The 23,559-nt window shown below is 69.3% G+C and carries 22 protein-coding genes; 8 read left to right on the forward strand and 14 right to left on the reverse strand.

Annotated elements, in window-relative coordinates; translation table 11 throughout:
* Positions 1 to 52 precede the first annotated feature (52 nt).
* The 4 genes from CCK91_RS18365 (at position 53) to CCK91_RS18380 (ending at position 4,210) form a co-directional block, all read left to right on the forward strand.
* On the forward strand, positions 53 to 937 hold the full coding sequence (locus tag CCK91_RS18365; RefSeq protein ID WP_165767092.1) for an alpha/beta hydrolase: 885 nt from the start codon (positions 53 to 55) through the stop codon (positions 935 to 937).
* A 110-nt stretch (positions 938 to 1,047) separates the two neighbouring features.
* Positions 1,048 to 2,466 carry an NAD(P)/FAD-dependent oxidoreductase gene (locus CCK91_RS18370; RefSeq protein ID WP_242664613.1) on the forward strand — a complete coding sequence of 473 codons (1,419 nt, stop codon included), beginning with the start codon at positions 1,048 to 1,050 and terminating at the stop codon, positions 2,464 to 2,466.
* Positions 2,467 to 2,523: 57 nt separating this feature from the next.
* Positions 2,524 to 3,573 carry a lipoate--protein ligase family protein gene (locus CCK91_RS18375; RefSeq protein ID WP_079706437.1) on the forward strand — a complete coding sequence of 350 codons (1,050 nt, stop codon included), beginning with the start codon at positions 2,524 to 2,526 and terminating at the stop codon, positions 3,571 to 3,573.
* A gap of 91 nt (positions 3,574 to 3,664) precedes the next feature.
* A complete protein-coding gene (locus tag CCK91_RS18380; RefSeq protein WP_086475262.1) occupies positions 3,665 to 4,210 on the forward strand; it encodes a HEAT repeat domain-containing protein in 546 nt (181 codons plus the stop codon).
* Positions 4,211 to 4,282: 72 nt separating this feature from the next.
* On the opposite strand, the gene CCK91_RS18385 is transcribed toward CCK91_RS18380, so the two are convergent.
* From CCK91_RS18385 to CCK91_RS18395, 3 genes are read right to left on the reverse strand one after another with little or no spacing between them, the layout of a single operon-like run.
* Positions 4,283 to 4,783 carry a hypothetical protein gene (locus tag CCK91_RS18385; RefSeq protein WP_079706439.1) on the reverse strand — a complete coding sequence of 167 codons (501 nt, stop codon included), beginning with the start codon at positions 4,781 to 4,783 and terminating at the stop codon, positions 4,283 to 4,285.
* A 39-nt stretch (positions 4,784 to 4,822) separates the two neighbouring features.
* Positions 4,823 to 5,743 (reverse strand): polyphosphate kinase 2, encoded by a 921-nt coding sequence (gene ppk2 / locus CCK91_RS18390; protein ID WP_086475263.1) that lies wholly within the window; start codon positions 5,741 to 5,743, stop codon positions 4,823 to 4,825.
* A 60-nt stretch (positions 5,744 to 5,803) separates the two neighbouring features.
* Positions 5,804 to 6,097 carry a GNAT family N-acetyltransferase gene (locus CCK91_RS18395; protein WP_086475264.1) on the reverse strand — a complete coding sequence of 98 codons (294 nt, stop codon included), beginning with the start codon at positions 6,095 to 6,097 and terminating at the stop codon, positions 5,804 to 5,806.
* 125 nt (positions 6,098 to 6,222) lie between these two features.
* Between CCK91_RS18395 and CCK91_RS18400 the strand changes: the two genes are divergently transcribed.
* The gene (locus CCK91_RS18400) at positions 6,223 to 7,092 is read left to right on the forward strand and encodes a DNA-methyltransferase (RefSeq protein ID WP_086475265.1); all 870 of its coding nucleotides are present in this window, start codon (positions 6,223 to 6,225) and stop codon (positions 7,090 to 7,092) included.
* 81 nt (positions 7,093 to 7,173) lie between these two features.
* Here CCK91_RS18400 and CCK91_RS18405 read toward each other — a convergent pair whose 3' ends face one another.
* From CCK91_RS18405 to CCK91_RS18420, 4 genes are all read right to left on the reverse strand, one after another.
* Positions 7,174 to 8,187, reverse strand: coding sequence for a LacI family DNA-binding transcriptional regulator (locus CCK91_RS18405; protein WP_086475266.1), 1,014 nt, complete (start codon positions 8,185 to 8,187; stop codon positions 7,174 to 7,176).
* 134 nt (positions 8,188 to 8,321) lie between these two features.
* A complete protein-coding gene (locus CCK91_RS18410) occupies positions 8,322 to 9,770 on the reverse strand; it encodes a GH1 family beta-glucosidase (protein WP_086475267.1) in 1,449 nt (482 codons plus the stop codon).
* A 304-nt stretch (positions 9,771 to 10,074) separates the two neighbouring features.
* A complete protein-coding gene (locus CCK91_RS18415) occupies positions 10,075 to 11,868 on the reverse strand; it encodes an MDR family MFS transporter (protein ID WP_086475268.1) in 1,794 nt (597 codons plus the stop codon).
* Positions 11,869 to 11,977: 109 nt separating this feature from the next.
* The gene (locus CCK91_RS18420; protein ID WP_086475269.1) at positions 11,978 to 13,072 is read right to left on the reverse strand and encodes an alpha/beta hydrolase; all 1,095 of its coding nucleotides are present in this window, start codon (positions 13,070 to 13,072) and stop codon (positions 11,978 to 11,980) included.
* An 81-nt stretch (positions 13,073 to 13,153) separates the two neighbouring features.
* Here CCK91_RS18420 and CCK91_RS18425 point away from each other — a divergent pair, with 81 nt between their 5' ends.
* Positions 13,154 to 14,005, forward strand: a complete 852-nt coding sequence (locus CCK91_RS18425; RefSeq protein WP_242664615.1) for a M15 family metallopeptidase — start codon at positions 13,154 to 13,156, stop codon at positions 14,003 to 14,005.
* Between the two features lie 203 nt (positions 14,006 to 14,208).
* On the opposite strand, the gene CCK91_RS18430 is transcribed toward CCK91_RS18425, so the two are convergent.
* From CCK91_RS18430 to CCK91_RS18455, 6 genes are all read right to left on the reverse strand, one after another.
* A complete protein-coding gene (locus CCK91_RS18430; RefSeq protein WP_133060045.1) occupies positions 14,209 to 15,039 on the reverse strand; it encodes a hypothetical protein in 831 nt (276 codons plus the stop codon).
* Positions 15,014 to 15,976 carry a HipA domain-containing protein gene (locus tag CCK91_RS19760; RefSeq protein WP_165767093.1) on the reverse strand — a complete coding sequence of 321 codons (963 nt, stop codon included), beginning with the start codon at positions 15,974 to 15,976 and terminating at the stop codon, positions 15,014 to 15,016. Before CCK91_RS19760 ends, CCK91_RS18430 begins: the two co-directional genes overlap by 26 nt.
* 63 nt (positions 15,977 to 16,039) lie before the next feature.
* On the reverse strand, positions 16,040 to 17,659 hold the full coding sequence (gene pgm, locus CCK91_RS18440; RefSeq protein ID WP_086475272.1) for a phosphoglucomutase (alpha-D-glucose-1,6-bisphosphate-dependent): 1,620 nt from the start codon (positions 17,657 to 17,659) through the stop codon (positions 16,040 to 16,042).
* Between the two features lie 28 nt (positions 17,660 to 17,687).
* Positions 17,688 to 18,134: a TA system VapC family ribonuclease toxin gene (locus tag CCK91_RS18445; RefSeq protein WP_086475273.1), complete on the reverse strand. Its 447-nt coding sequence runs from the start codon at positions 18,132 to 18,134 to the stop codon at positions 17,688 to 17,690.
* Positions 18,131 to 18,376: a ribbon-helix-helix protein, CopG family gene (locus tag CCK91_RS18450; protein ID WP_086475274.1), complete on the reverse strand. Its 246-nt coding sequence runs from the start codon at positions 18,374 to 18,376 to the stop codon at positions 18,131 to 18,133. The genes CCK91_RS18445 and CCK91_RS18450 overlap by 4 nt, the downstream gene beginning before the upstream one ends.
* 125 nt (positions 18,377 to 18,501) lie before the next feature.
* The gene (locus tag CCK91_RS18455; RefSeq protein ID WP_086475275.1) at positions 18,502 to 20,070 is read right to left on the reverse strand and encodes an alpha/beta hydrolase; all 1,569 of its coding nucleotides are present in this window, start codon (positions 20,068 to 20,070) and stop codon (positions 18,502 to 18,504) included.
* A 289-nt stretch (positions 20,071 to 20,359) separates the two neighbouring features.
* On the opposite strand from CCK91_RS18455, the gene pheA reads away from it, so the two are divergent.
* Positions 20,360 to 21,322, forward strand: a complete 963-nt coding sequence (gene pheA, locus CCK91_RS18460; RefSeq protein WP_086475276.1) for a prephenate dehydratase — start codon at positions 20,360 to 20,362, stop codon at positions 21,320 to 21,322.
* A 119-nt stretch (positions 21,323 to 21,441) separates the two neighbouring features.
* Here pheA and CCK91_RS18465 read toward each other — a convergent pair whose 3' ends face one another.
* Positions 21,442 to 22,110: a GntR family transcriptional regulator gene (locus CCK91_RS18465; protein WP_086475277.1), complete on the reverse strand. Its 669-nt coding sequence runs from the start codon at positions 22,108 to 22,110 to the stop codon at positions 21,442 to 21,444.
* Between the two features lie 93 nt (positions 22,111 to 22,203).
* Here CCK91_RS18465 and CCK91_RS18470 point away from each other — a divergent pair, with 93 nt between their 5' ends.
* The gene (locus CCK91_RS18470; RefSeq protein WP_369821918.1) at positions 22,204 to 23,493 is read left to right on the forward strand and encodes an MFS transporter; all 1,290 of its coding nucleotides are present in this window, start codon (positions 22,204 to 22,206) and stop codon (positions 23,491 to 23,493) included.
* The last annotated feature ends 66 nt before the right edge of the window (positions 23,494 to 23,559 follow it).

The raw sequence follows: 23,559 nt of genomic DNA on the forward strand, positions 1-23,559 counted from the left end.
GAACTGCAAACGGACTCGCGACGTCGCCGGGCCGAGGGCCTACGCTGGCGGGATGAGCGAGCAGACCCCGCCACCCGTCGACGACGCGAACCGCCCCGTCGAACCGCGACCGTATGCGACCGAGACGATCGTCGACGACGACGGCGTCACGGTCTACGTCTACCTGTGGGAGGTGCCGAACCCGCGGGCCGTCGTGCACATCGCCCACGGTGCGGGGGAGCACGCCCTCCGGTACGGGCGCCTCGCCGCACGACTCAACGACGCCGGGTACACGGTCGCGGCCGACGACCACCGCGGCCACGGTCGCACGGGGCTCGAGCACCTCGGCCTCGGCAAGCTCGGCCCTCGGACGACCCGGGGTGCGATCGACTCCGTCGCCGCCGTCGGCCGGCACCTGCGGGCCCGCTTCCCCGAGTCGCGGCTCGCCCTGCTCGGTCACAGCTGGGGCTCGCTCATGGCGCAGAAGGTCGTCGCCGAACATGACCTCTACGAGCTCCTCATCCTCTCGGGCACCTCGCTCGCGATGCCCGGCGTCATCAACGCCGGCGACCTCAACAAGCGCTGGCGGAAGACCGGGAAGACCGGCCTCGAGTGGCTCAACCGAGACCCGGCCGCCTGGGCCGCATTCGCCGCCGACGAGCGCAACTTCGACATCGGCGTCACCCCCGTGTGGAACCCGATCCAGGCGTTCGCCTTCCTCGGTCGCCCGCCGAAGCGCCTGCCGCGCGCGGTACCGGTGCTCATCCTCGGTGGATCCGACGACTCCCTCGGTGGCGTCCGTGGCCTGACCCTCCTCCGCGACGCGTACGTGAAGCGGTCGAAGCTGACGGATGTGACGCTCGTCATCTACCCCGAGGCGCGGCACGAGATCTTCAACGAGCTGAACCGCGAGGACGTCGAGCGCGACGTCGTGGAGTGGCTCGACAAGCGCACTTGAGCCGCCACCCTCTCCTGGTCCCTGAGCCTGTCGAAGGGCGCGAGACCGGGACAAGCACGACGCCCGCGGAGTACAGTCGCGGCACCCACACTCGACGCAGAGGAGACCCGGTGACCTCGGACGGACCCACCTACAGCCACCGCAGACGGAACTCGGCGGAGCGCATCGCACGGTCGCTCGCGGGAGCGAGCACGGTCCCGTACTGGCTCGACAGCCCCGACCGCCCGACGCCGGAGCCTCGACTCGTCGGCCACGTCTCGGCGGACCTGCTCGTCGTCGGCGGCGGCTACTCCGGACTCTGGACCGCCCTCATCGCCAAGGAGGCCGACCCCTCGCGTGACGTCGTGCTCATCGAGGGCAACGAGGTCGGTTGGGCGGCGAGTGGCCGGAACGGCGGGTTCTTCGAGGAGAGTCTCACCCACGGTGTCGACAACGGCGAGCGCCACTTCGCCGACGAACTGCCGGAGCTCGAACGCCTGGCGGACGAGAACTTCGACGAGTTCGTCGCCACGCTCGACCGCCTCGGGATCGACGCCGAGTTCGAGCACACCGGTGTGCTCACGGTCGCGACCGAGCCGCACCAGGTGGACGCCCTGCGCGAGGTGTCGGGGGATGGTGTCTTCCTCGATCGCGAGGCCGTCCAGGCGCTCGTGCACTCGCCCGTGTACCTGGCCGGTCAGCGGGAGTGGAAGAGCACCGCGCTCGTCCACCCGGCGAAGCTCGCCTGGGGTCTGAAGCGCGCGTGCATCGAGCTCGGCGTGCGGGTCTTCGAGCACACCCCGGCGACCCGGCTGCGCCGCTCGGGCGACGGCGTCGCGGTGACCACGAAGCAGGGCGGGGTGCAGGCTCGGCAGGTCGCGCTCGCCACCAACGGCTTCCCGTCGCTCCTCAAGCGCACGGAGCTCCTGACGATCCCCGTGTACGACTACGTGCTCATGACCGAGCCGCTCTCCCCGGAGCAGCTCGAGAGCATCGGGTGGACCGACCGCTTCGGCATCGCCGATTCGAGTCGAGAATTCCACTACTCCCGCCGGTCCGCCGACGACCGCATCCTCTACGGCGGCTTCGACGCGGTCTACCACCGGGGTGGCAGGATCCGGCCGGAGCACGACCAGCGCCGCGAGACGTTCGAGACCCTCGCCGACCACTTCTTCACGACCTATCCGCAACTCGACGTCCGGTTCACCCACGCCTGGGGCGGCATGATCGACATGTGTTCGCGGCTGTCGGCGTTCCAGGGCATGGCACTCGGCGGACGCGTCGCCTACAGCGCCGGGTTCACCGGGCTCGGGGTCGGAGCGACGCGCTTCGGGGCGAAGGTCATGCTCGATCTGCTGAGCGGCGAGTCGACCGAGCTGACCCGCCTGAAGATGGTCCGGTCCAAGCCGATCCCCATCCCGCCGGAGCCCATCGCGAACCCCGCGATCCAGACCGTCCGTCGCGCGGTCGCCCGCTCCGACGCGAACGAGGGCCGCGACGGCCTGCTCCTGAAGGTCATGGACCGCTTCGGCATCGGCTTCGACTCCTGACCTGGTTCGACGCCCCTTCCGGGGAATCCGGACGCCGTCCAGGAATAGGCTGGGGGCATGCATGGTGAGTACAAGGTCCCGGGTGGCAAGCTCGTCGTCGTCGATCTCGAGGTGGTCGACGACCGCATCGCGGACTTCCGCCTCGCCGGCGACTTCTTCCTCGAACCCGACGACGCGCTCGCGCTGATCGACCGCGCCGTCACCGGGCTCCCGGCCACCACCGACGCCGCAGGTCTCGCCGCCGCCATCCGCGGTGCGCTGCCGGAGGATGCCGTGCTCCTCGGCTTCACGCCCGAGGCGGTCGCGACGGCCATTCGCCGCTCCCTCGCGAAGGCGACGGGCTGGGGCGACTACGACTGGCAGCTCATCCATGAGGGCTCGGTGTCGCCGCAACTCCACCTCGCGCTCGACGAGGTGCTGACGAACGAGGTCGGCGAGGGCCGCCGCGGTCCGACGCTCCGCATCTGGGAGTGGGACCAGTCGGCGGTCGTCATCGGCAGCTTCCAGTCGCTCAAGAACGAGGTCGACCTCGACAACGCGAAGGCGAACGGCTTCGAGGTCGTCCGCCGCGTCTCCGGCGGTGGCGCGATGATGATGCAGCGCGGTGGCATCATCACCTACTCGCTCTACGTCCCGGCCGAGCTCGTGAACGGCATGACCTTCGCCGACTCCTACGCCTACCTCGACGACTGGGTGCTCGTCGCCCTCCGCTCGCTCGGCATCGAGGCGACGTACCAGCCGCTCAACGACATCACGAGCCCGTCGGGCAAGATCGGCGGTGCCGCGCAGAAGCGACTCGGGAACGGCGCCGTCCTGCACCACGTCACGATGAGCTACGACATGGACGGCGAACTCATGACCCAGGTGCTCCGCATCGGGCGCGAGAAGCTCAGCGACAAGGGCACCACCTCGGCCGCCAAACGCGTCGACCCGCTCCGCAGCCAGACCGGGCTCTCGCGGGCCGAGATCATCGATCGCATGAAGGACACCTTCGTCGAGATCACCGGCGCGACCCCCGGCCACGTCACCGATGCCGAGCGCGCCGCCGCCGAGCAGCTCGTCACCGACAAGTTCGCCACCGACGCCTGGCTCACCCGCGTCCCGTAACCTGCCGCAGCCCGCGAACTGTCACCAGTGGCGGGTGTGCGGCTGCATCACCCACCGTTGGTGACAGCTCGCGGGCTAGGGTGGGGGGACGATGACAGCGCAGAACGAGACACCCGACCCGTCGACCCCCGCCACCCAGGCGTCCCTCGAGCAGCGGCTCGCCGATGCGGTGGCCGCCGAGAGCGAGACCCGGGTCGTCGAACGCTGCGTGTCCCTCCTCGCCGGTCGCTACGAGGGCGAGGACTTCCTCCGTGTCGTCGGCGGACACCACGCCGAGGGCATCCTCGGCGGAGCACCCGCGCTGTACTGGCCCGAGCTCTGGGGCACCCGCGCCCTGCTGCACGTGTGGGACGACTCGGCCACCGCGCCCGTCGTCGGAGCGCTCGGCAACCAGGCCTGGCGCGTCCGCGAGATGGCCGCACGCGTCTGCGCCGAGCGCCGGATCGGCGACGTCGCCGCGCTCGCACCACTGCTGAGCGACGACCACGCCCGCGTGCGCGCAGCCGGAGCCCGGGCGCTCGCCGTCGTCGGTGGTGAGGACGCCAAGCCGCTCCTCGAGGCGCTCCTCCGCGACCCCGACCGCGAGGTCCGTCGCGCCGCGCAGCAGTCCGCGAAAGCGCTCGCCACCCGCCGCTGAGCTCGCGAGGGGGCTCGAACGGTCTGCCCCGGACGCTCGACACCAGCCATTCGGGACCCGTCGCGGGCCGGACTAGTGGGTGCCGGCCTCGAGCAGGATGATCACGATCCCGAACAGGGCCGTCGCGACGCCGCCGAGGAGACACCACCACCAGCGTGACCCGCGCACCACGAACGCCGCGCAGCCGAGCACGAAGAGCATCAGCGTCGACACCTGCAATGCCAGGATCACGGCGTGCTCGTGGCTGAGCACACCGGCGACGCCGAACACGAGCGGGATCGTCGGGAGGACGGCGGACAGGAGCATCCCGGACGACTCCTGGAACCCGTGCCTGATCGACGCGCCGAGCGTCACCAGCGCCTCGTGCCGGTCGTCGCCGTGGTGTGCGAGAGCGGCCGAGTAGACGTGCGCGAGCCAGAACACGATGAGGGTCAGGGCACTCGTGATGAGCACCTGCTCGACGTCGTCCTCCTCGTACACGCTCGACGCGCCGACGAGGCCGGCGTAGACGACGGTGCCGTAGATCGCGCTCGACGAGGTGAGGCGTCGCAACGGTGACGGTTTCGGCTGCATGATCCAGAGGATAGCGGGCGCTGCGGCCCGGCGTCCGGTTCAGTCGCCGAGGTTGCGCTCGCCGCGTTCGTAGACCGAGGCCGCTGGGCCGACGATGTTGGTGTCGGGCGTGCCGACGACCTCGTGGTCCTTGTTGTCGTAGTCGAAGCGGTGCAGCACGTGCCGCATCGCCTCGACCCTGGCGCGCTTCTTGTCGTTGCTCTTGACGATCGTCCACGGGGCGTCGGCGGTGTCCGTCGCCTCGAGCATCGCCTCCTTCGCGCGGGTGTAGTCGCCCCATTTGTCGAGTGAGGCGAGGTCCATGGGGGAGAGCTTCCACTGCCGCACCGGGTCGACTTGGCGGATCGCGAAGCGTGTGCGCTGCTCGTCGGCGGAGACGGAGAACCAGAACTTCACGAGGTCGACGCCGTCGCCGACGAGCATCTGCTCGAACAGCGGGGCCTGGCGCATGAACTCGTCGTACTGCGCCGGGGTGCAGAACCCCATCACGCGTTCGACGCCCGCGCGGTTGTACCAGGACCGGTCGAACAGCACGATCTCGCCGGCGGCCGGCAGGTGCTGGACGTAGCGCTGGAAGTACCACTGCGTGGACTCGCGGGTAGTGGGCTTCTCCAGCGCGACGACGCGGGCGCCGCGCGGGTTGAGGTGCTCCGTGAAGCGCTTGATCGTGCCACCCTTGCCGGCCGCGTCGCGTCCCTCGAACACGACGACCAACCGACGGTCGTTCGCCTTGATCCAGTTCTGCAGCTTCAGCAGCTCGATCTGGAGCAGTCGCTTGTCGCTCTCGTACTGCTCTCGCGACATGCGCTCGGCGTACGGGTAGCCCTCGCGCCAGGTGTCGATGTGGCTGCCGGCGGCGTCGAGCAGGATGGGGTCGTCGTCGTCGACGTCGACCACCTGGTAGCCGTCGACCTGGTCGAGTGCGGGCGGCGGGGCGTAGTGCGAGACGAGCTGCTGCATGGCAGGGACGCTAGTCCCCGTGCGTAACCGTCAGGTGGCCGGTGGGTGACGCGCTGGTGGCTAGTCGGCGGAGCGGGTGAGGAGGTCCTGACGCTCGGGGTGCGCGTCGAACCACTCGCCCACGTACCAGCACATCGGGACGATCCGACGGTCGCTGTGCTGCTCGACGTCGTCGACCGCGTAGGCGACGAGTTCGCCCGCGTACCCCTTGCCGCGGAAGGGCGGCGTGGTGAAGGTACGGGGGAACGAGATCGAGTCGCCCGAGATCCGGTAGTCGACGACGCTCACCAGCTGGCCGTCGACGTGCATGGTGTAGCGCTGGGCATCTGTCTCGTTGGCGAACTCCGTGGTCATACGCGGTACAACGCGCGGGGCCGATCGTTCCTTCCCACAGCGGCACGTGCCCGCGCTCCCGGCACGCGTTGCAGGACGTGCCGCGAGAACCGGCACGTGCCGCGGCGCCCTGCCACAATGAACACATGCCTCCCTCTGCAGCAGCGACCGACGACGCGCTGCCGCTGTGGACGCCCGACGGCCCCGACCTCGTCCTCGAGGGCGACAACCTCGACGTCGTGGCGCAGTTGCCCGACGAGTCGTTCACGCTCATCTACCTCGACCCGCCGTTCAACACGGGACGGGTGCAGCGTCGCCATTCCTCGACCTCGGTGCGCACCGCGGAGACCGGGGTGAACCGTTTCGCCGGCTTCAAGGGGCAGGCGTACGAGCGCATCCGCGGCGACCTCCGACGCTTCGATGACGCCTTCGACGACTACTGGGGCTTCCTCGAGCCGCGCCTCGTCGAGGCCTGGCGCGTCCTGGCCGCCGACGGCACCCTCTACCTCCACCTCGACTACCGCGAGGCGCACTATGCCAAGGTGCTGCTCGACGCCCTCTTCGGCCGGGAGTGCTTCCTCAACGAGATCATCTGGGCGTACGACTACGGCGCGAAGGCGCAAAGTCGCTGGCCGACGAAGCACGACACGATCCTCGTCTACGTGAAAGACCCGAAGGGGTACCACTTCGACAACGCGACCGTCGACCGCGAGCCGTACATGGCGCCCGGGCTCGTCACCGCTGAGAAAGCGGCGCGCGGCAAGCTTCCCACCGACGTCTGGTGGCACACGATCGTCTCCCCGACCGGTCGCGAGAAGACCGGCTACCCGACCCAGAAGCCCGAAGGGATCCTGCGTCGCATCGTGCAGGCGTCCTCCCGCGAGGGCGACTGGGTGCTCGACTTCTTCGCCGGCAGCGGCACGACGGGGGCGGTCGCGAAGGCGCTCGGCCGTCGGTACGTCCTCGTCGACGAGAACCCGCAGGCCATCGAGATCATCCGAGCCCGCCTCTCCTAGCCCGCGAACTGTCAGTTCAGCACAGTCACTGCGCCTGTGACTGTCGTCTGGTGACAGTTCGCGGGCTGGGGGGGGGGAGGGTCAGACGGAGGCGCGCGGGACGAGGCGGGTCGGCATCATCGTGACGCGCTCGACCGGTTCGCCCGCGAGGCGACGGACCAGCACCCTCGCCATCTCGGCACCGAGGTCGACGGGCGACTGCGCGATCGTCGTGAGTGGCGGCGCTGCGGTCTCGCCGTAGCGGTCGTCGTCGTAGCCCACGACGGCGATGTCGCCGGGGATCGTCAGGCCGGCCTCGCGGATGACGGAATAGGCGCCGGCGGCCATCTGGTCGTTCGCGGCGAAGAGCCCGTCGATGGGCACGCCGCGCGCGAGGAGACGCCGCATCGCGGCAGCGCCGTCGGCCGGGGAGAAGTCGCCCACCTCGACGAGGTCGTGTGGAAGATCCGCGAGCTCGAGCTCCGCGCGCCACCCGGCGAGTCGGTCGACCCCACCCGGCATGTCCTGGCGGCCCGCGATCGTCGCGATCCGCGTCCGGCCGGCCTCGATGAGGTGACGGGCCGCGGTCCTCGCTCCCTCGACGTTGTCGACGTCGACGTAGGTGCTGTCGACGACATCGGCACCCATCGGGCGACCGCCGAACACGATCGGGAGCTCTTGGCCGAGCCTCGTGTACGAGTGGTCACCGCTGTGGTGCGACACCACGAGCGCGCCGTCGACGTTGCCACCGAGCAGGTAGCGGCGGGTCTTCTCGGAGTTCGCCTCACTCGCGATGAGGAGGTTGAGCGTGTAGTCGGTCTCCGCCAGCTCGAGGGCGACGCCCTGCACGACCGACGCGAAGAACGGGTCGGAGAACACCCGGGCGGTCGACTCCGGGACGACGAGCGCGATGACCTGGGTCCGGCGGGAGGCCAGTGAGCGGGCCGCACGGTTGGGGACGTAGTCGAGCGCGGCGATCGCCTCGTTCACGACGGCGACGACCTCGGCCGTGACCTTCGGTGAGCCGTTCACGACCCGCGACACGGTCGCGCGGGAGACGCCTGCGCGGGCCGCGACCATCTCGAGCGTGGGGGCCCCTTGACCGGACTGCATCATCGTCCCCTTCCGAGTGGGTGAGCGTGCCGAGTGCAGTGTATCGCCGGGCGTCTGGACGTCCGTGGCCAGTGCCGCTCCTCAGGAGACCGGCGTGTCGCGGCCCCTCGATCGCGACACGCCGGAGTGTTCGTGGGTCAGGGAAGCTCCGCCACGGCGGGCACCACACGCGAGGCGGCGATGCGGCGTGCGTACGCGAGTCCGCTGTCCTTGATCGTGCGCTCCTGCGTGTCGTAATCGACCCGCACGATGCCGAACCGCTTGTCGTAGCCGTACGCCCACTCGAAGTTGTCGAGCAGCGACCAGACGAAGTAGCCGCGCACGTCGGCGCCGTCGGCGATCGCGAGTTCCACCTGGTCGATGTGGTCCTGGATGAAGGCGTCGCGGTCGACGTCGTGGATGCGGCCGTCCTCTGCGACGACGTCGTCGTAGGCGGCACCGTTCTCGGTCACGTACAGCGGCGGCAGCGTCGGGTACTCGCGGCCGAGCCGGACGAGCAGGGTGCGGAGACCGGCGGGGTGCACCTCCCAGTCCATCGCGGTGCGGGGGAGTCCGCGGCTCGGGAAGGAGATGTCGGGCGAGGCGAGCCAGGGCGAACCGGCCTCGCGCTCGGTCGCGCCGGAGTGGCCGCCGTCGGCGCCTGAGTCGTCGGGGTGACCCGACACGAGGTCGTCGTGGTAGTGGTTGACGCCGAGGAAGTCGATCGGGGCGGAGATGGTCTCGAGGTCGCCGTCACGGACGAGCGTGTCGAGGCCGAGGCCCTCGAGGTCGTGGGCGACGTCGGCCGGGTACGCACCGAGGACGATCGGTTCGAGGAAGATGCGGTTCATGATCCCGTCGACGCGGCGGGCGGCGTCGACGTCGGCCGGGTCGGTGGGGTCCGCCGGGATCGCATTGGTGAGGTTGAGGGTGATGCCGATCTGCTCGGCACCGAGCTCCCGGAGGCGCGTGGTCGCCAGGCCATGGGCGAGGTGCTGGTGGTGGATGGCGGCGAGCGCGGCGGCTTCGTCGCGTCGGCCGGGCGCGTGCACGCCGACGGCGTAGCCGAGCAGGGAGGAGCAGAACGGTTCGTTGAAGGTCGTCCAGTGCTGGACGCGGTCGCCGAGCGTCGCGTAGGTGGCCTCGGCGTAGTCGACGAAGCGCAGCGCGGTGTCGCGGTTCGTCCAACCGCCCTGCTCCTCGAGCGCCTGCGGGAGGTCCCAGTGGTACAGGGTGAGCCAGGGGAGGATGCCGGCGTCGAGGAGCTGGTCGACCAGGCGGCTGTAGAAGTCGAGGCCGGCGGGGTTGACGTCGCGGTCGTCCGGCTTGATGCGTGCCCAGCTCGTGGAGAAGCGGTAGGCGTCGAGGCCCAGCTCGGACATGATCGCGATGTCGCCGGCGGTGCGGTGGTAGTGGTCGACGGCGACCTCGAGGTCGTCACCGTTGGCGATCGCGCCGGGCACCCGGGCGAAGGCGTCCCAGATGGAGTCCTCTTTGCCGTCCTCGTGCGCTGCTCCCTCGACCTGGGCGGCCGCGGTGGCGGAACCCCAGAGGAACGGCGGCAGGATCAGGGCCGGACGGGTGGTGGGCTGGGGGGCGTGCGTCATCGAAGCTCCTCGTGGCTGGGTGCACGCCCATGCTATCGCCTGCTGAGAGCGCTCTCATGCTGCTCTGGTGTGTGGGTGGGGTGTGGCGCCAGCGCGGTGCGCTGACGCGAGCGCGGGTCAGCGGCGTGGGCGCGCCCCTCCGGAGGGGCGCGCCCACGCGCTGGGGCCGCGGTGACGCCGATTCGACAGCGCTCACGTCAGCGCACCGCGCTGGCACCCGGATGACCCCCTCAGCGCGGTGCGCCGGCGGCGGTCACCCCGCGCTCACGTCAGCGCGGTGCGCTGGCAAACCGACGGACGACGATCAGCGACGGGCGGACGGATCGACGACGCGGTTGCTCGCGGTGTCGGGTGACAGCTGCGACCCCGCCAGCTCCGCGGCACGCTGGGCGGCGAGCGACAACTCGTCCTCGGCGTCCTCCGCAGCCTGGGCGTCGGTGCGCTCCTGCAGCGCGGACTTCGCCCGCAGTGGCGGCGCCTTGAGGAACCAGCTCAGCACGAATGCGACGGCGACCACCGCGAAGCTCACCCAGAACACGGTCACGGTCGCATCCGCGAACCCCGTGAGGAACGGCGCGGCCAGGTCGTGGTTCGCACCGACGAGGAACGAGGTGTCGCCGTCGAGTGCGGAACCGGCCGAGCCGCCGGACTGCACCTTGGAGAGCACGTCCAGGATCCCCGTGTTGGCGGGATCGGAGAGCACGGCAGGGTCCTGCGCTGCAGCCTGGGCGTTCGCGAGCAGTGTCGGATCCTTGAACGCCGCACCGATCGTGTCGGGGAGTCGCGTGTAGAGCACGGAGAAGATGACGGCCGTGCCCAGCGTTCCACCGATCTGACGGAAGAAGGTCGACGAGCTCGTCGCCACCCCGATGTCGCGCGCCTCGACGGCGTTCTGGCTCGCGATCGTCAGGGTCTGCATCAGCTGGCCGAGTCCGAGGCCGACGAGCAGCATGCCGCCCATCATCCACCAGACGGGCTTGTCGGCCGTCGCGAAGCTGAAGTAGAAGAAGCCGCTCAGGAGCAGGAAGGTACCGACGATCGGGAACGCCTTGTACTTGCCCGTGCGCGCGATGATCTGGCCGCTCGCGATCGAGGAGATCATGAGGCCGAGGATCATCGGCAGCATCAGCAGGCCGGACTCGGTCGGCGTCGCGCCCTCGACGAGCTGCAGGAACAGCGGCACCGTCATCATGGCGCCGAACATGCCGAACCCGACGAGCACGCCGAGGATCGTGGCGACCCGGAAGGTCGAGTTCTTGAAGAGCTTCAACGGGATGAGCGCGTCGTCGCCCATGGCCCGCTCGACGAGGATGAACCCGATGATGCCGGCGACCCCGATGGCGTAGCAGGCGATGGACCCGGCCGAGGCCCAGCCCCAGATGCGGCCCTGCTCGGCGACGAGCAGCAGGGGCACGACGGCGAGGACGACCGTGGCGGCACCCCACCAGTCGATGCGGACGCTGTGGCGCGTGTGCGGGATGTGCAGGAAACGGAGGACGATCGCGAGCGCGATGACACCGATCGGCAGGTTGATGAGGAACACCCAGCGCCAGCCGGTGATGAACAGCAGCTCGGGGGCACCGGCGAACAGGCCGCCGATGAGCGGGCCGATGACGCTCGAGACGCCGAAGACCGCGAGGAAGTACCCCTGGTACTTGGCGCGCTCGCGCGGGGCGAGCATGTCACCCATGATCGTCAGCGGCAGGGCCATGAGGCCACCGGCACCGAGGCCCTGGATGGCACGGAAGATCGCCAGCTCGTACATCGAACCGGACATGCCGGCGAGCAGCGAGCCGATGAGGAAGATCGAGATCGCGATGATGAACAGCGGGCGGCGGCCGAAGATGTCGGACAGTTTGCCGTAGATCGGCGTCGAGACGGTCGAGGTGATCAGGTACGCGGTGGTGACCCACGCCTGGAGGGCCATGCCGTCGAGGTCGTCGGCGATCGTGCGCATCGAGGTGCCGACGATGGTCTGGTCGAGCGCGGAGAGGAACATCCCGGCCATGAGGCCGAAGATGATGAAGAGGATCTGCCGGTGACTGAGGACGGGGGCGGATCCCGACGGCTCGGTCGAGGCGGGGGAACTGGATGACATGCGGTCTCGTTCGACTCTGGGCGCGCCGGTTTGCAGGCGCACCGACGTTGGGGATTTTGCGTAGTGTGCAAACTTACACCCGGCGCAAGTTCCGCGGCAACCGCTTCGGTCAGGGCGTGGAGGTCGGCGCTGCGTCGAGGTTCGCGTCGAGCGCCGCGAGGTAGTCCAGGGTGGCCGTGAGCGCCACGTGGGCGTCGTCGAGGTCGAGGTGGAACTGGTACTCGTGAGGGAGTGCCGGCTCGTGGTCCGCGGCCCAGAACAGCTTCGTCACGTCGACGCCGGCATCCTCGAGGGCCCTGCTCATCGGGACCGACTGCAACCAGGTGAGCGCGTCGCCGTTCCCGCCGGTGATGAAGGTCGGCGGGAAGTCGGCGGTGACGAAGTCGATCGTCGACATGAGCGCCCCGGTCGACGTCTCCGACCAGTCCTTCGTGCCCGCGTAGGCCCAGAGGGCGGTCTGGAGGCCCCAGGCGCCGATGCCGTCGAGCTCGGCCATCGCCGGCAGGTCGTAGACCCCGCAGTTGAGGATCGTCCCGACGAGCTGATCCGCGGCGATACCCGGAGTCATGCCCGACAGCGTCGCGTAGTCGGGGTTGGTCGTGAGGACGGCGAGCTGGCTGGCGAGCTGCGACCCCGCTGAGTCACCCGCGAGCACCAGGCGGTCAGGATTCCCGTTCCACTCGGCGGCGTGCTCCGAGATGTACGCGAGGGCGTCGTTGAGTTGGTTCACGGCCGTCGGATAGACGGCCTCGGGAGCGATCGTGTAGTTGACCGCGATCGTCGTGTACCCCGCTGCTGCGAGGATGCGGAGGTAGGGCTCGACGTTGCCCTTCTCGCCGGAGATCCAGGCGCCGCCGTGGATCCAGACGATCGTGGTCAGCGGTTCGGTGCCGTCCGCTGGGGTGAAGACGTCGAGGGTGGTGTCCACCTGCGGTCGGCCGCCGCTCGGTGCCGCGTAGGCGATGTCGCGGAACTCCGTGAGCTCCGTGTCGGGGACGTACGGCTCCATCTCGGCGACCGTCGCAGCACCGCCGCGTTCGAACACCGAGCGGATGAGGAGGGCGGACGGCCACGGGGTGATGGCCGCGATGACCGCGACGACGAGGCCGAGACCGATCACGACGGCGGCCGCGGTCAGGAGCCGACGGAACCGTGGGCGCTTCCGGTGCGTCGGAGCGTGGTGTGCTGGCGTCCCTGCGGTCATGGTCGGGCCCCTCGTCCGGTGTGCAAGCCTGTCGACAGTGTGGCAGAGGCGCATGCGCCGTGTCGCGGTTAGGCTCGACGTGTGACCGCAGCCCACCAGCCCTCCCACCGACGCCCGGTTTCGCGGCGCGTCCGACGCAACCGCGTGATCGCGTTGAGCGTCCTGGCCGCCGCGCTCGCGATCCTGCTCGTGGTGCTCGTCGTGAACATCGCCGGCGGCGCCACACCCACCCCGGCCGCAGCCACGAAGACGCCGAGCGCGACCCCGTCCGTCACCCCGACGCCGACCCCCACGCCCACGCCGACGGAGACGGTTCCGGTCGCGCCCCCCGCCCCGCCCGCATTCGACAAGGCCGCCTACTCGATCGACGACCCGCTGAGCCCATGGGTGGTCGTCAACAAGACCCGGCCACTGAACCCGGTCGACTACACGCCACCGGACCTCGTGTCCGTCCCCGTCGCCCACACCTGGGATCCGCTGTTGCGTGCCGAGGCCGCCGCCTCGATCGTGCAGCTGTTCGACACCGCCTCAGCCGAAGCCGGCCTGTCGCTCGCGTCGAACAGTGCGTACCGCAGCTACTCGAGTCAGGTGTCGGTGTACGACAGTGAACCCGACGACTCGACGACCGCACGCCCCGGCTACAGCGAGCACCAGACCGGCTGGACGATGGACATCGGTGCCGAGAGCGGCAACTGCTCGCTCAACACCTGCTTCGGCGACACGGCGGAGGGTCAGTGGCTCGCCGCGAACGCCTACCGCTTCGGATTCCTCCTGCGGTACCCGGCCGACAAGGTCGACGTCACCGGCTTCTCGTTCGAACCGTGGCACTACCGCTACATCGGCGTGCCGCTCGCGACCGAGATGCACAACACGGGCGTCACGACGCTCGAGGAGTTCTTCGGGCTCCCGACGGCTCCCGGGTACCTGAACTAGCCCTTCGACAGGCTCAGGGAACGGGTGTCGGCGCAGGGACCGGCACCGCTCAGGGTCCGGGAAGTCGGTCACTGAGCCTGTCGAAGTGCGTCCTTCGACAGGCTCAGGCGGAGGCGACGGGCTCGACGAGTGGGGTTCGCTCCCCGAGCCGGTCGATTTGCCGTCGCGCCACCCGCGTGCGGTAGTTTCGAGGTACTCCAGCGCTATCGCTGTGACGCAAGTGTCCAATTGGATCCGTCGAAGAAACGGTAGCCAGCCGGCAAGGCGGCATCCATTTCCACAACTAGACGCATGTGCCAGCCTGCTTCGATCGGGTTGATCTTGCTAATGGAAAAGTCCAAGACGTCCTGGTTGGAGAACTCGAAGATCTCGGATGCGAGCCAGTCTGGAGCGTATCCCAGGGGTAGCTCCCCAGCGGTAAGCACGAGGAGTGCATGATCGGAGGAGGCATTAGCCTCCTCGTGATGCAGAGAGACCTCGTCTCCTGTCTTCAGTTTGGCCAAACGGTCCTCATAATCCTGCTCCGAGCAAACAGGAATGGGCTGCCCGTGCACGACAACCTCTTTGGACATCATGTACCGCATGCCGCTCACGAGGAAATGGCATCGCCATTGGCCGTCGATGAAGCGCGGTACCGGGAAGAGCTGCAGGGTGTCGCTCTCCTTGGTCCCGCCTGACCGAGCTATCTGTTCCCACGGCGTCGCGTCGTCGCCCAACCCTAGGTCGTCTACGTAGCGAGAGTAATCGGGTCGCCGCGGATCCATGGCTCGTTGCGCAAATAGTGGGAACAGCTCGATAGATGTGTAAACGCGCTCGAAGTCGGGGAAGCCCAATAAGGATCGGAAGCCGGGAACGGCGCTGGCGCGAGACAGGTACTCAAATCGGTAGCCAGACGGATCCTGAGTCAGGATTGCTACCGGCGAGACATCACGGGTATGAGGGTGCTGCCAGGTGACGACGAGCTTCTGTGTCGAGTCTCGTTCCGAGTTCGCCGTCGTGTCGTCACGTTCACGCGACAATGGTGCGGTACTCATTGCGGATCCTCTCCTGGTTGGTCATCACAACTTCTACTGCGAACCTACGGCTAACGTCCGACATCCCATCGAACCTTGAGAACAGGTCCGTCACCGTGTCCCGGTTCAGTGACTCTACGCGGTCCATCCAGAACTCCAGGACCGCTGGGGTCCGATCCATGCCCGCGAGCAGCGCTGCTGTGACAAGACTAACCTCGGGCGTACCCGGTGGGGTGCTGTAGCGCCAAGCTGTACCCTTCCCGACCCAGCCGATGACCCCTCCCGAACGTGCCCCCGAGAGCACCGCGGACCGGTAGGAGTCGTCAAGCTGGTAGCCGAGACTGCCTTCCTGGTCGTATGCCGGGCTGAGCCGCGCTGTGCCGTCACCCACCGACGGCACCAAGACAGCCCAGTTCTCTTCGTGCCGGTCGCGGTTGGCAATGAGAGCATCGAGCAGCATCATCCCTACGAAGACGTCCATGGCGTCCATGGAGGGCACGGTGAAAGCAGGGGGAGCGGCAACTTCCTCGAGGGCCCGGCGGATCGATTCAAGGGTATGTCCCTCGCTGGCGCCACCTCGCCGCTGAGACAGCCGGGCTCTTGAGTCTGCGTAGTTCACTTCGGGATTAGCATCGAGCCACAGACGGCCCGTATGCATGTCCCAGTCAGCCGTTCTGACATTCCTCGACATGCAACCCTCATTGCCGCCCCGTGAGGCCAATTCGACATCGGCAGCTGGAACACCGATGAGCTCGGCGATGGCGCTGGCTGCCTTTTCGGCCCAGTCTCCTCCTTGCCGCACCCCAGCTCCGTGAAAGGTAACCGGCTTAAACAACCAATGATTCGACGGCGTGTTATCGGCGTCTGGAGCCCTGATCCACAGCTTCTCACTTTGGCCAACTGTTTCCGCACGTACGACCGTCCAATTACTTACGTCGATGCGCGAAAAATAGGTCACGAGACCAATTTAGTCTTCTAGATCCAAACTAGTCGCTTTTTGAGCCCCGGACCGCCGGCGGAGCTAGGTGCCGAGGGCGGCGTCGACGATCTGCTTCGCCTCCGCCTGGACGAGCTTCAGGTGCTCCGCGCCCTTGAACGACTCGGCGTAGATCTTGTAGACGTCCTCGGTGCCGGACGGACGCGCGGCGAACCACGCGTGCTCGGTCACGACCTTGACGCCGCCGATGGCCGCGTCGTTGCCCGGCGCGTGACTGAGCTTCGCGACGATCGGGTCGCCGGCGAGCTCGGTCGCCGTGATGGCGTCGCCGTCGAGCTTGCCGAGCCGCGCCTTCTGTTCCTTCGAGGCCGCGGCGTCGACGCGCTCGTACACGGGGTCGCCGAAGCGCTCGGTCAGTTCGCGGTAGAGCACCGAGGGGGTCTTGCCCGTCACGGCGAGGATCTCGGCGGCGAGCAGGCAGAGGAGGATGCCGTCCTTGTCGGTGGTCCACACCGAGCCGTCGAAGCGGAGGAAGCTCGCGCCGGCGCTCTCCTCGCCGCCGAACCCGACCGAGCCGTCGACGAGACCCGGGACGAACCACTTGAAGCCGACCGGGACCTCCCAGAGGCGGCGTCCGAGGGACTCGGCCACGCGGTCGACGACCGACGACGACACGAGGGTCTTGCCCACGGCGGCGTCGTCGCGCCAACCCGGCCGGTTCGCGTACAGGTAGTCGATCGCGACGGCGAGGTAGTGGTTGGGGTTCATGAGCCCGGCGTCGGGCGTGACGATGCCGTGGCGGTCCGCGTCGGCGTCGTTGCCGGTGAGGAGGTCGAACTCGTCGCGTCGTGCGACGAGTGCCGCCATGGCGGAGGGCGACGACGGGTCCATGCGGATCTTGCCGTCCCAGTCGAGCGTCATGAACGCCCAGGCCGGGTCGACGTGCGGGTTCACGACGGTGAGGTCGATCTCGTAGCGGTCGGCGATCGCCTGCCAGTAGTGGACGCTCGCACCGCCGAGGGGATCGGCACCGATGCGGATCCCGCTGCGCTTGATGGCGTCGAGGTTGATGATGTGCTTCAGGTCGTCGACGTAGTTGCCACGGAAGTCGTACGTCTCGACCGCAGACGGTTCCGCCATCTTCACGTCGTGCAGCCCACCGGCGATGAGCTCGTTGGCGCGGTTCGCGATCCAGGAGGTCGCGTCGGAGTCGGCAGGTCCGCCGTGCGGGGGGTTGTACTTGAAGCCGCCGTCGGCCGGCGGGTTGTGGCTGGGCGTGACGACGATGCCGTCCGCCTGGTCGCCGTTGCCCTCGGCGTTGTACTTGAGGATCGCGTGGCTGAGCGCGGGGGTCGGAACGAAGTCGTCGAACTCGTCGACCAGGACGCGCACACCGTTGGCGACCAGGACCTCGAGGGCGGTCGTCTGCGCCGGCCCGCTGAGCGCGTGGGTGTCGGAGCCGATGAAGAGCGGCCCGGTGATCCCCTGGCTCGTGCGGTACTCGACGATCGCCTGCGTGGTGGCGGCGATGTGGTCCTGGTTGAACGCGGTGTTCAGCGAGGAGCCGCGGTGGCCGGAGGTGCCGAACACCACCCGCTGCTCGGGGATCGAGACGTCCGGCTTCAGCGTGTAGTACGCGTCGATGAGCGACGGGACGTCGATCAGATCTGCTTCGGTGGCGGGGGTACCTGCGCGATCGTTCATCGCACCAGTCTGGCAGGAACGACCGATGTCAGGAAGGCGCTTGACCCGTGGCGAGTGGCGATTCCCAGCGGAGGTCGGGGAAGCGTGCGAAGTCGCGATCGAGCGTGACGAAGGTCGCCCGGTGTTCGATCGCGAGTGCGGCGTGGGCCGCGTCGGCGACCTGAGGTCCGGCGACGCCGGACTCCTGGCACAACCGGACGAAGAGCCTCCAGAACGATGGGCCCGGATGGACCGGTCGTACGCCGTCTGCACGCCGGAGGTCGTCCGCGGATTCGAGCGCTTGCGGGAGCGGCGTCGGCGGATCGAAGATCCGACGATTCGTGACGATCCTGACGAATGCGGCCAGCACGCTGTCGCTGACGCCGAGCGGTTCGTCGGCGGCCACCGCGGATTCGAGCCAGCGGACGAGAGCGAGGTGGTTCGGATCGTCGTCCCGGAAGGCGCCCACGAGGACGTTGACGTCCGGAACCTTCACTCGAGTCCGTCCATGATGTCCTGCAGCTGCGCGTTGTTCGTCAGATCGATGCCCGGCCGTGGCCCGCGCCCGCCGCGGAACGGCACGACCTTGTAGGGCTCCCGCTCGGGCGGTGCGGCCGCTGCGGCCAGCTTCGCGCGCAGAGCTTCTTCGATGTAGGCGGTCACGGTCTTCCCCTCGTGCGAGGCGTGCTCGCGGACGGCCTCGTAGAACTCGTCGGCGAGTCGGATGGTCGTTCGCATGACCCGAGCCTACGAAGGCGTATGTCGGTATGTCAACGACGCTAGCTGGTCCCGTCGGCGCAGGGGTGAGCCGACGCGGATCTGTGGAGAGGTCGAAGCTCCGGGAGCCTGTGGAGGGCCGTCGACTAGCGAGTGGCGAGGAGCGCCGCGGCCGATGCGGAAGCGGAGGCGGTCGTGGAGGTGCTCGTCGTGGATGCGCCCGCCCCGGCGCCCGCGGCATCCGGTACGGAGGTGCGCTGGTGGGACGACCCGGGCGTCGTCAGGTCGGCGACCGCGTCGGCCTGACCCGTGACGATGCGCTGGATGGCGTAGAGGCTCTCGGTGGCCGGCCCGAGGTACTTGCCCCGGTCGTCGGCGTTGCTCGACCCGACCGCGTTGTGTCCGTCGACGGCACCGAGGTGGTCGCCGTCGCCGAGCGTCAGCCCGTCCGAGCCGAAGGTGGTCGCGCCCCAGGAGCTCGTCGCGGGGTCGGCTCGACCGGACAGGAGCTGCCCGAGACCGGCGAGGGTGTCGGCGCTCGCCTGGGAGGCGTACACGCGGCCGGCCGGGACGTGCAGATCGCCGATCCCGATCTCCGTCGGGATGCCGGCCGAACCGAGCATGACGAAGTCGTCGACGTGGTAGTTGCCGGACGCCAACGCGAGCGAGGCCGTCGCCGTGCCGTACGAATGCGCCACGACGCTCAACCGGGAGACGACGCCGTGCGCGGAACGGACGGCGTCGTATCCGGCGAGCACCCCGGCGAGCAGCGGCGCCCCCTCGACGGCCCGGTCGTTCGACGGCACCTCGAGCGCACTCGGGCTGTGTCCGCCGATCCAGAGGATCACCGCGCTGTCGGCTGCGGCGGTCTGGATGCGCTTCGCCCCGCGCAGGTAGTCGTCGAGCTCGAGGGCGCTGCTGTTCATTCCGGGAACGAACACCGTGACGTAGGCGGCGGTGTCCACGTCTCCGACGGCGACCGCGACCCGCGGGGGTCCGGAGCCACCCGCCTGCAAGGTGATGAGGTACTCCGGCTGCAGGCGAGCGGCGATCGCGTCCGGCGTGTACCGGTCGGCGAGCAGCTTGATCGCGTCCAGGCGCGACAGCGTCGTGGCGAGGACCGAGGAGTCCGCCTGCCCGTCGACCTGGTCGCTGCTCGCCGTCAGGGAGCGGTAGCTCGCCTCGGTGTCGGCGAGGAGGCCGGCGAGGCGGGAGACGTTGGCCGTGGCCCGGTCCGTGTAGGCGACGCCCTCGAGGTTGCCGATGACCGCCGGGTAACCGGTGATGAGCAGTGCGCGGTACCCGGGAGCGAGCTCGGTCCACAGCTGCGCGACCTGCGATGAGGACATCGTCGTGAGGGCCGTCGCCGCCGCGGCGAGGTCCCCGGCGTAGGCGGTGGTGAAGGCGGCGGCCGTCATCGTCGGGACGGAGGAGGCCGGCGGTGCGAAGTCGGCGGCGGAGATCGCGGTCGCACCGGCGGTCGAGGTCTGCGTCACCGTGACGACGCCGGCCAGGATCGCGGCGATCGCGACGGTCATGACGAGCGACTTGACGAGCGTCGCGCGAGCCGCCGAGATCGGCCGGTGCACCCACGTCGGCAGCGACAATGACGGGAGGCTCCAGGAGGAGCCGAGGCTGAACGCGGCCTCGCTGCCGCTCGCCAGATTCAGTCGGGGAGTGGACCGCGGGGCGGCGTCGGTGAAGACACTCGTCACGTCACTCCTGTTCCTGTCTCAGCCCGTCGGGTGGAGCCTCGCGCGACATGGATCACGCATCGAGATCGGGGAGACGAACGGCCGTGAACTCGTTTCCCGAGACGAGCGGCAGCGCTCAATACACCCTTGTATCCATTGTGGCGGGTAGTGGCGTGATTTGAATAGCTCAAAACGGGGGGTATCGGGGTCGAAATGACCCGATCTTCCTGGAAATCACCCGAATGTGACCTGGATGGGAGTCAACGGTCGTCCAAGGGCGTGTCGCGAACCACACGGTACGCTCGGAGGCATGCCAGCCGCACCCGCCGACGACGCCCTCCGGAGCTACAGTTTCCTCGGTCCGAGCGGGACCTTCACCGAGGTGGCGCTCGGCCAGGTCGAGGAGGCCAGGGGCCAGATCTGGAAGCCCGTGTCGAACGTCGGCGAGGCGCTCGGCGACGTCCTCGAGGGCCGCAGCACGGCCGCGGTCATCGCCATCGAGAACTCGGTCGACGGAGGTGTGTCCGTGGCGCAGGATGCACTCGCCACGATGCCCGGTCTCCGCATCGTCGGCGAGGTGCTCGTGCCGGTGAACTTCGTGCTCGTCGCCCGCCCCGGAACCCGCCTCGAGGACGTCTCGGTCGTGAACGCGCACCCCGTCGCCTACGGGCAGTGCCACCTCTGGCTCGACGCCAAGCTGCCCTCGCACGGACACATCCCCGCGTCGAGCAACGTCGCCGCCGCAGCTTCCTTGCTCGACGGCACCTCGACCGCCGACGCCGCGGTCGCCCCGCCCGGCATCGTGAACCACTACGACCTCGACGTCCTCGCGGAGAACATCGGCGACAACCCGAACGCCGTGACCCGCTTCGTCGTCGTCAGCCGCTCACGGGAGATCCCGGCCAGGACGGGTGCCGACAAGACGAGCCTCATCGTCGAGCTGCCGAACGACGAGTCCGGCTCGCTGCTCGGCATGCTCGAGCAGTTCTCCACGCGAGGCGTGAACCTGAGTCTCATCGAGTCCCGGCCCATCGGCGACGCGCTCGGCCGGTACCGCTTCGTGATCGACGCCCTCGGACACATCGAGGACGAGCGGATGGCCGACGCCCTGCTGGGGCTCCGACGCTTCAGCCCGAACGTGATCTTCCTGGGCTCCTACCCGAGCGCCGATCGCACCGCCGTCGACTACCACTCCCGCTACAACGACGAGGTGTTCATCGAGGCCCGCGACTGGTTGCGTGGGCTGCTGTCGGCGGAGCCGCTCGACGACTGAGTCGCCGCACTCGCGCGCAACTCCTGCTGTCGGTCCGCATCCCTGGTCGGGGACGGCGTGTCAGCAGGATTCTCGGCAGGGTGCAGGAGTCGTGAGCGCCGACGCGGTGTCGCCGCGGTTCAGCTGACGACGTCGACCCCGTGACCGCGGAGGCGACGCTGGTCGGCGGTGAGCGAGGCGATGAGCCGCTCGTTCGTCCCGCGGATGTGACGCGCGACGAGGTCCGCCGCGCGCTCGGGGTCGCGCGCCGCGACCGCGTCGAGGATGGCGCGGTGCTCCGTGGCGGCCTGCTCTCGGGCCTCGGGCGTCCGCACCTCGAGCCAGCGGGTGCGGGCGAGCCGGACCATCGCGCCGTGCACCCCCTCGGCGAGCAGGTGGTTCGCGGACAGTGCCGCGAGCTCCTCGTGGAAGTCGCCGCCGACGCGGAGCACCGTGTGCTCGTCGTCGGGGCGGGGTTCCTCGAGGAGGGTGCGGATCGCGGCGAGCTGCGCTTCGGTCGCGCGTTCGGCGGCGAGCCGGACGCCGGCGGTCTCGAGCGCCTCACGGACCTCGGCGATGAGGCCGATCTCCTCGAGGTCGATGGGTGCGACGATCCAGCCGCGGCCGTCGCGACGCGCCAGTCCCTCGGCCTCGAGCCGGGTGAGCGCGGCGCGCACGGGCGTCCGTGACGCCGCGAAGCGTTGCTCGAGCCCCCGCTCGGTGAGCGGCTGCCCGGGCGCGAGGTCGAGGGTCAGGATCGCCCCGCGGAGGCGCTCGTAGAGCTGCGTGGTCTGCGTCGGAGTGCTCATGCGTGGTCCCGATCCGGCCGGCGGTGATTGGTATACCAAAATGGTGTACCGTCATGCTAGCAGTGGGAGACGCCCAATGCAGGAAGCGGCACGATGACCGGATCGACACCAGCCCCCGTGGCCCCGGCGACCGCGCGCGGGACGCGTCCACCCATGCCGAACGCCGGTCGGGCCTGGACCGTCCTCGGGCTCGGCGTCGCCGCGCAGACCGCCGGGACGCTCTTCGTCAGCACCCCGGCGTTCCTCATCCCGCTCCTGCACGCCGAGCGGGGCATGTCGCTCGCCGAGGCCGGCGTCCTGGCCGCTGCCCCCACGCTCGGCATGGTGCTGACGCTCATCGCCTGGGGCTGGTTGGCCGACCGCGTCGGCGAGCGCATCGTCATCGCGGGCGGCCTCGCCCTCACCGCGCTGGCCGCTGCCGGGGCGATCGCCGCGGACGGCCTCATCCCCTCGCTCGGCTACGGTCCGCTCGGCATCCTGCTCCTCCTCGGTGGCGCCGCCTCCGCGAGCACGAACTCGGCGAGCGGCCGGATCGTCGTCGGCTGGTTCCCGAAGGACCGCCGCGGCCTCGCGATGGGGATCCGCCAGATGTCGCAGCCGCTCGGCGTCACGGCGGCCGCGGTGACGGTGCCGTCCGTGGCGGCGGCGTCGGGCATCTCCGCCGCGCTCCTGATCTCGCTCGTCGCGACGGGTGTCCTCGCCGTGGCCTGCACCATCGGACTGCGGAATCCGCCACGGACCGTCGCGCCGACGCCGGTCCCGACGGAGACGACGCCGAACCCCGTGGCCGCGCGACCACGCAACCCCTACCGAGGCGACGGCTTCCTCTGGCGCATCCACGCGGTGTCGATCCTGCTCGTCGTGCCGCAGTTCACGCTCACGACCTTCGCGCTCGTCTGGCTCGTCACCGATCAGGGCTGGAACGCGCTCGCCGCGGGGGTGCTCGTCGGTGTGGCGCAGTTCGTCGGAGCGATCGGTCGGATCGGCGTCGGGGTGTTGAGCGACCGGGTCGGCAGCCGGGTGCGACCGCTGCGCTGGGTGGCGGTGTCGGCGGTCGTCGTCATGCTGCTCCTCGCCGGTGTCGGGCTGCTGCAGTGGCCGGTGGCGGTCGCCGTCGCGCTCGTCGTCGCCAGTGCCGTGACGGTCGCCGACAACGGGCTCGCCTTCACCTCGGTCGCGGAGATGGCCGGTCCCGCCTGGGCCGGGCGGGCGCTGGGGGCGCAGAACACCGGCCAGTTCATCGCCGCGTCGGTCGTCGGCCCGGCGGTCGGTGCGCTCATCGGGCTGGTCGGCTATCCGCTCGCCTTCCTCGCGGTCGCCGTGCTCCCGGCCCTCGCGATCCCGATCATCCCGAGCGAGGTCGCGGAGCACGACCACCTCTAGGTCGTCGTCCCACCGGTCCGGTCGGCTCGCCTAGTCGACGTTTGACGGATATCTATCGTGGCTGCC

Source organism: Plantibacter elymi (nom. nud.) (assembly GCF_900177795.1).
Classification (GTDB): Bacteria; Actinomycetota; Actinomycetes; order Actinomycetales; family Microbacteriaceae; genus Plantibacter; species Plantibacter elymi.

What these genes read in the sequence shown, in the direction of transcription:
- CCK91_RS18365 (WP_165767092.1), top strand. Translation starts at nt 53, where the DNA reads ATGAGCGAGCAGACCCCGCCACCCGTCGACGACGCGAACCGCCCCGTC.
- CCK91_RS18375 (WP_079706437.1), top strand. Translation starts at nt 2,524, where the DNA reads ATGCATGGTGAGTACAAGGTCCCGGGTGGCAAGCTCGTCGTCGTCGAT.
- CCK91_RS18380 (WP_086475262.1), top strand. Translation starts at nt 3,665, where the DNA reads ATGACAGCGCAGAACGAGACACCCGACCCGTCGACCCCCGCCACCCAG.
- CCK91_RS18385 (WP_079706439.1), bottom strand. Translation starts at nt 4,783, where the DNA reads ATGCAGCCGAAACCGTCACCGTTGCGACGCCTCACCTCGTCGAGCGCG.
- ppk2 (WP_086475263.1), bottom strand. Translation starts at nt 5,743, where the DNA reads ATGCAGCAGCTCGTCTCGCACTACGCCCCGCCGCCCGCACTCGACCAG.
- CCK91_RS18395 (WP_086475264.1), bottom strand. Translation starts at nt 6,097, where the DNA reads ATGACCACGGAGTTCGCCAACGAGACAGATGCCCAGCGCTACACCATG.
- CCK91_RS18400 (WP_086475265.1), top strand. Translation starts at nt 6,223, where the DNA reads ATGCCTCCCTCTGCAGCAGCGACCGACGACGCGCTGCCGCTGTGGACG.
- CCK91_RS18405 (WP_086475266.1), bottom strand. Translation starts at nt 8,187, where the DNA reads ATGATGCAGTCCGGTCAAGGGGCCCCCACGCTCGAGATGGTCGCGGCC.
- CCK91_RS18410 (WP_086475267.1), bottom strand. Translation starts at nt 9,770, where the DNA reads ATGACGCACGCCCCCCAGCCCACCACCCGTCCGGCCCTGATCCTGCCG.
- CCK91_RS18415 (WP_086475268.1), bottom strand. Translation starts at nt 11,868, where the DNA reads ATGTCATCCAGTTCCCCCGCCTCGACCGAGCCGTCGGGATCCGCCCCC.
- CCK91_RS18420 (WP_086475269.1), bottom strand. Translation starts at nt 13,072, where the DNA reads ATGACCGCAGGGACGCCAGCACACCACGCTCCGACGCACCGGAAGCGC.
- CCK91_RS18430 (WP_133060045.1), bottom strand. Translation starts at nt 15,039, where the DNA reads ATGAGTACCGCACCATTGTCGCGTGAACGTGACGACACGACGGCGAAC.
- pgm (WP_086475272.1), bottom strand. Translation starts at nt 17,659, where the DNA reads ATGAACGATCGCGCAGGTACCCCCGCCACCGAAGCAGATCTGATCGAC.
- CCK91_RS18450 (WP_086475274.1), bottom strand. Translation starts at nt 18,376, where the DNA reads ATGCGAACGACCATCCGACTCGCCGACGAGTTCTACGAGGCCGTCCGC.
- pheA (WP_086475276.1), top strand. Translation starts at nt 20,360, where the DNA reads ATGCCAGCCGCACCCGCCGACGACGCCCTCCGGAGCTACAGTTTCCTC.
- CCK91_RS18465 (WP_086475277.1), bottom strand. Translation starts at nt 22,110, where the DNA reads ATGAGCACTCCGACGCAGACCACGCAGCTCTACGAGCGCCTCCGCGGG.
- CCK91_RS18470 (WP_369821918.1), top strand. Translation starts at nt 22,204, where the DNA reads ATGACCGGATCGACACCAGCCCCCGTGGCCCCGGCGACCGCGCGCGGG.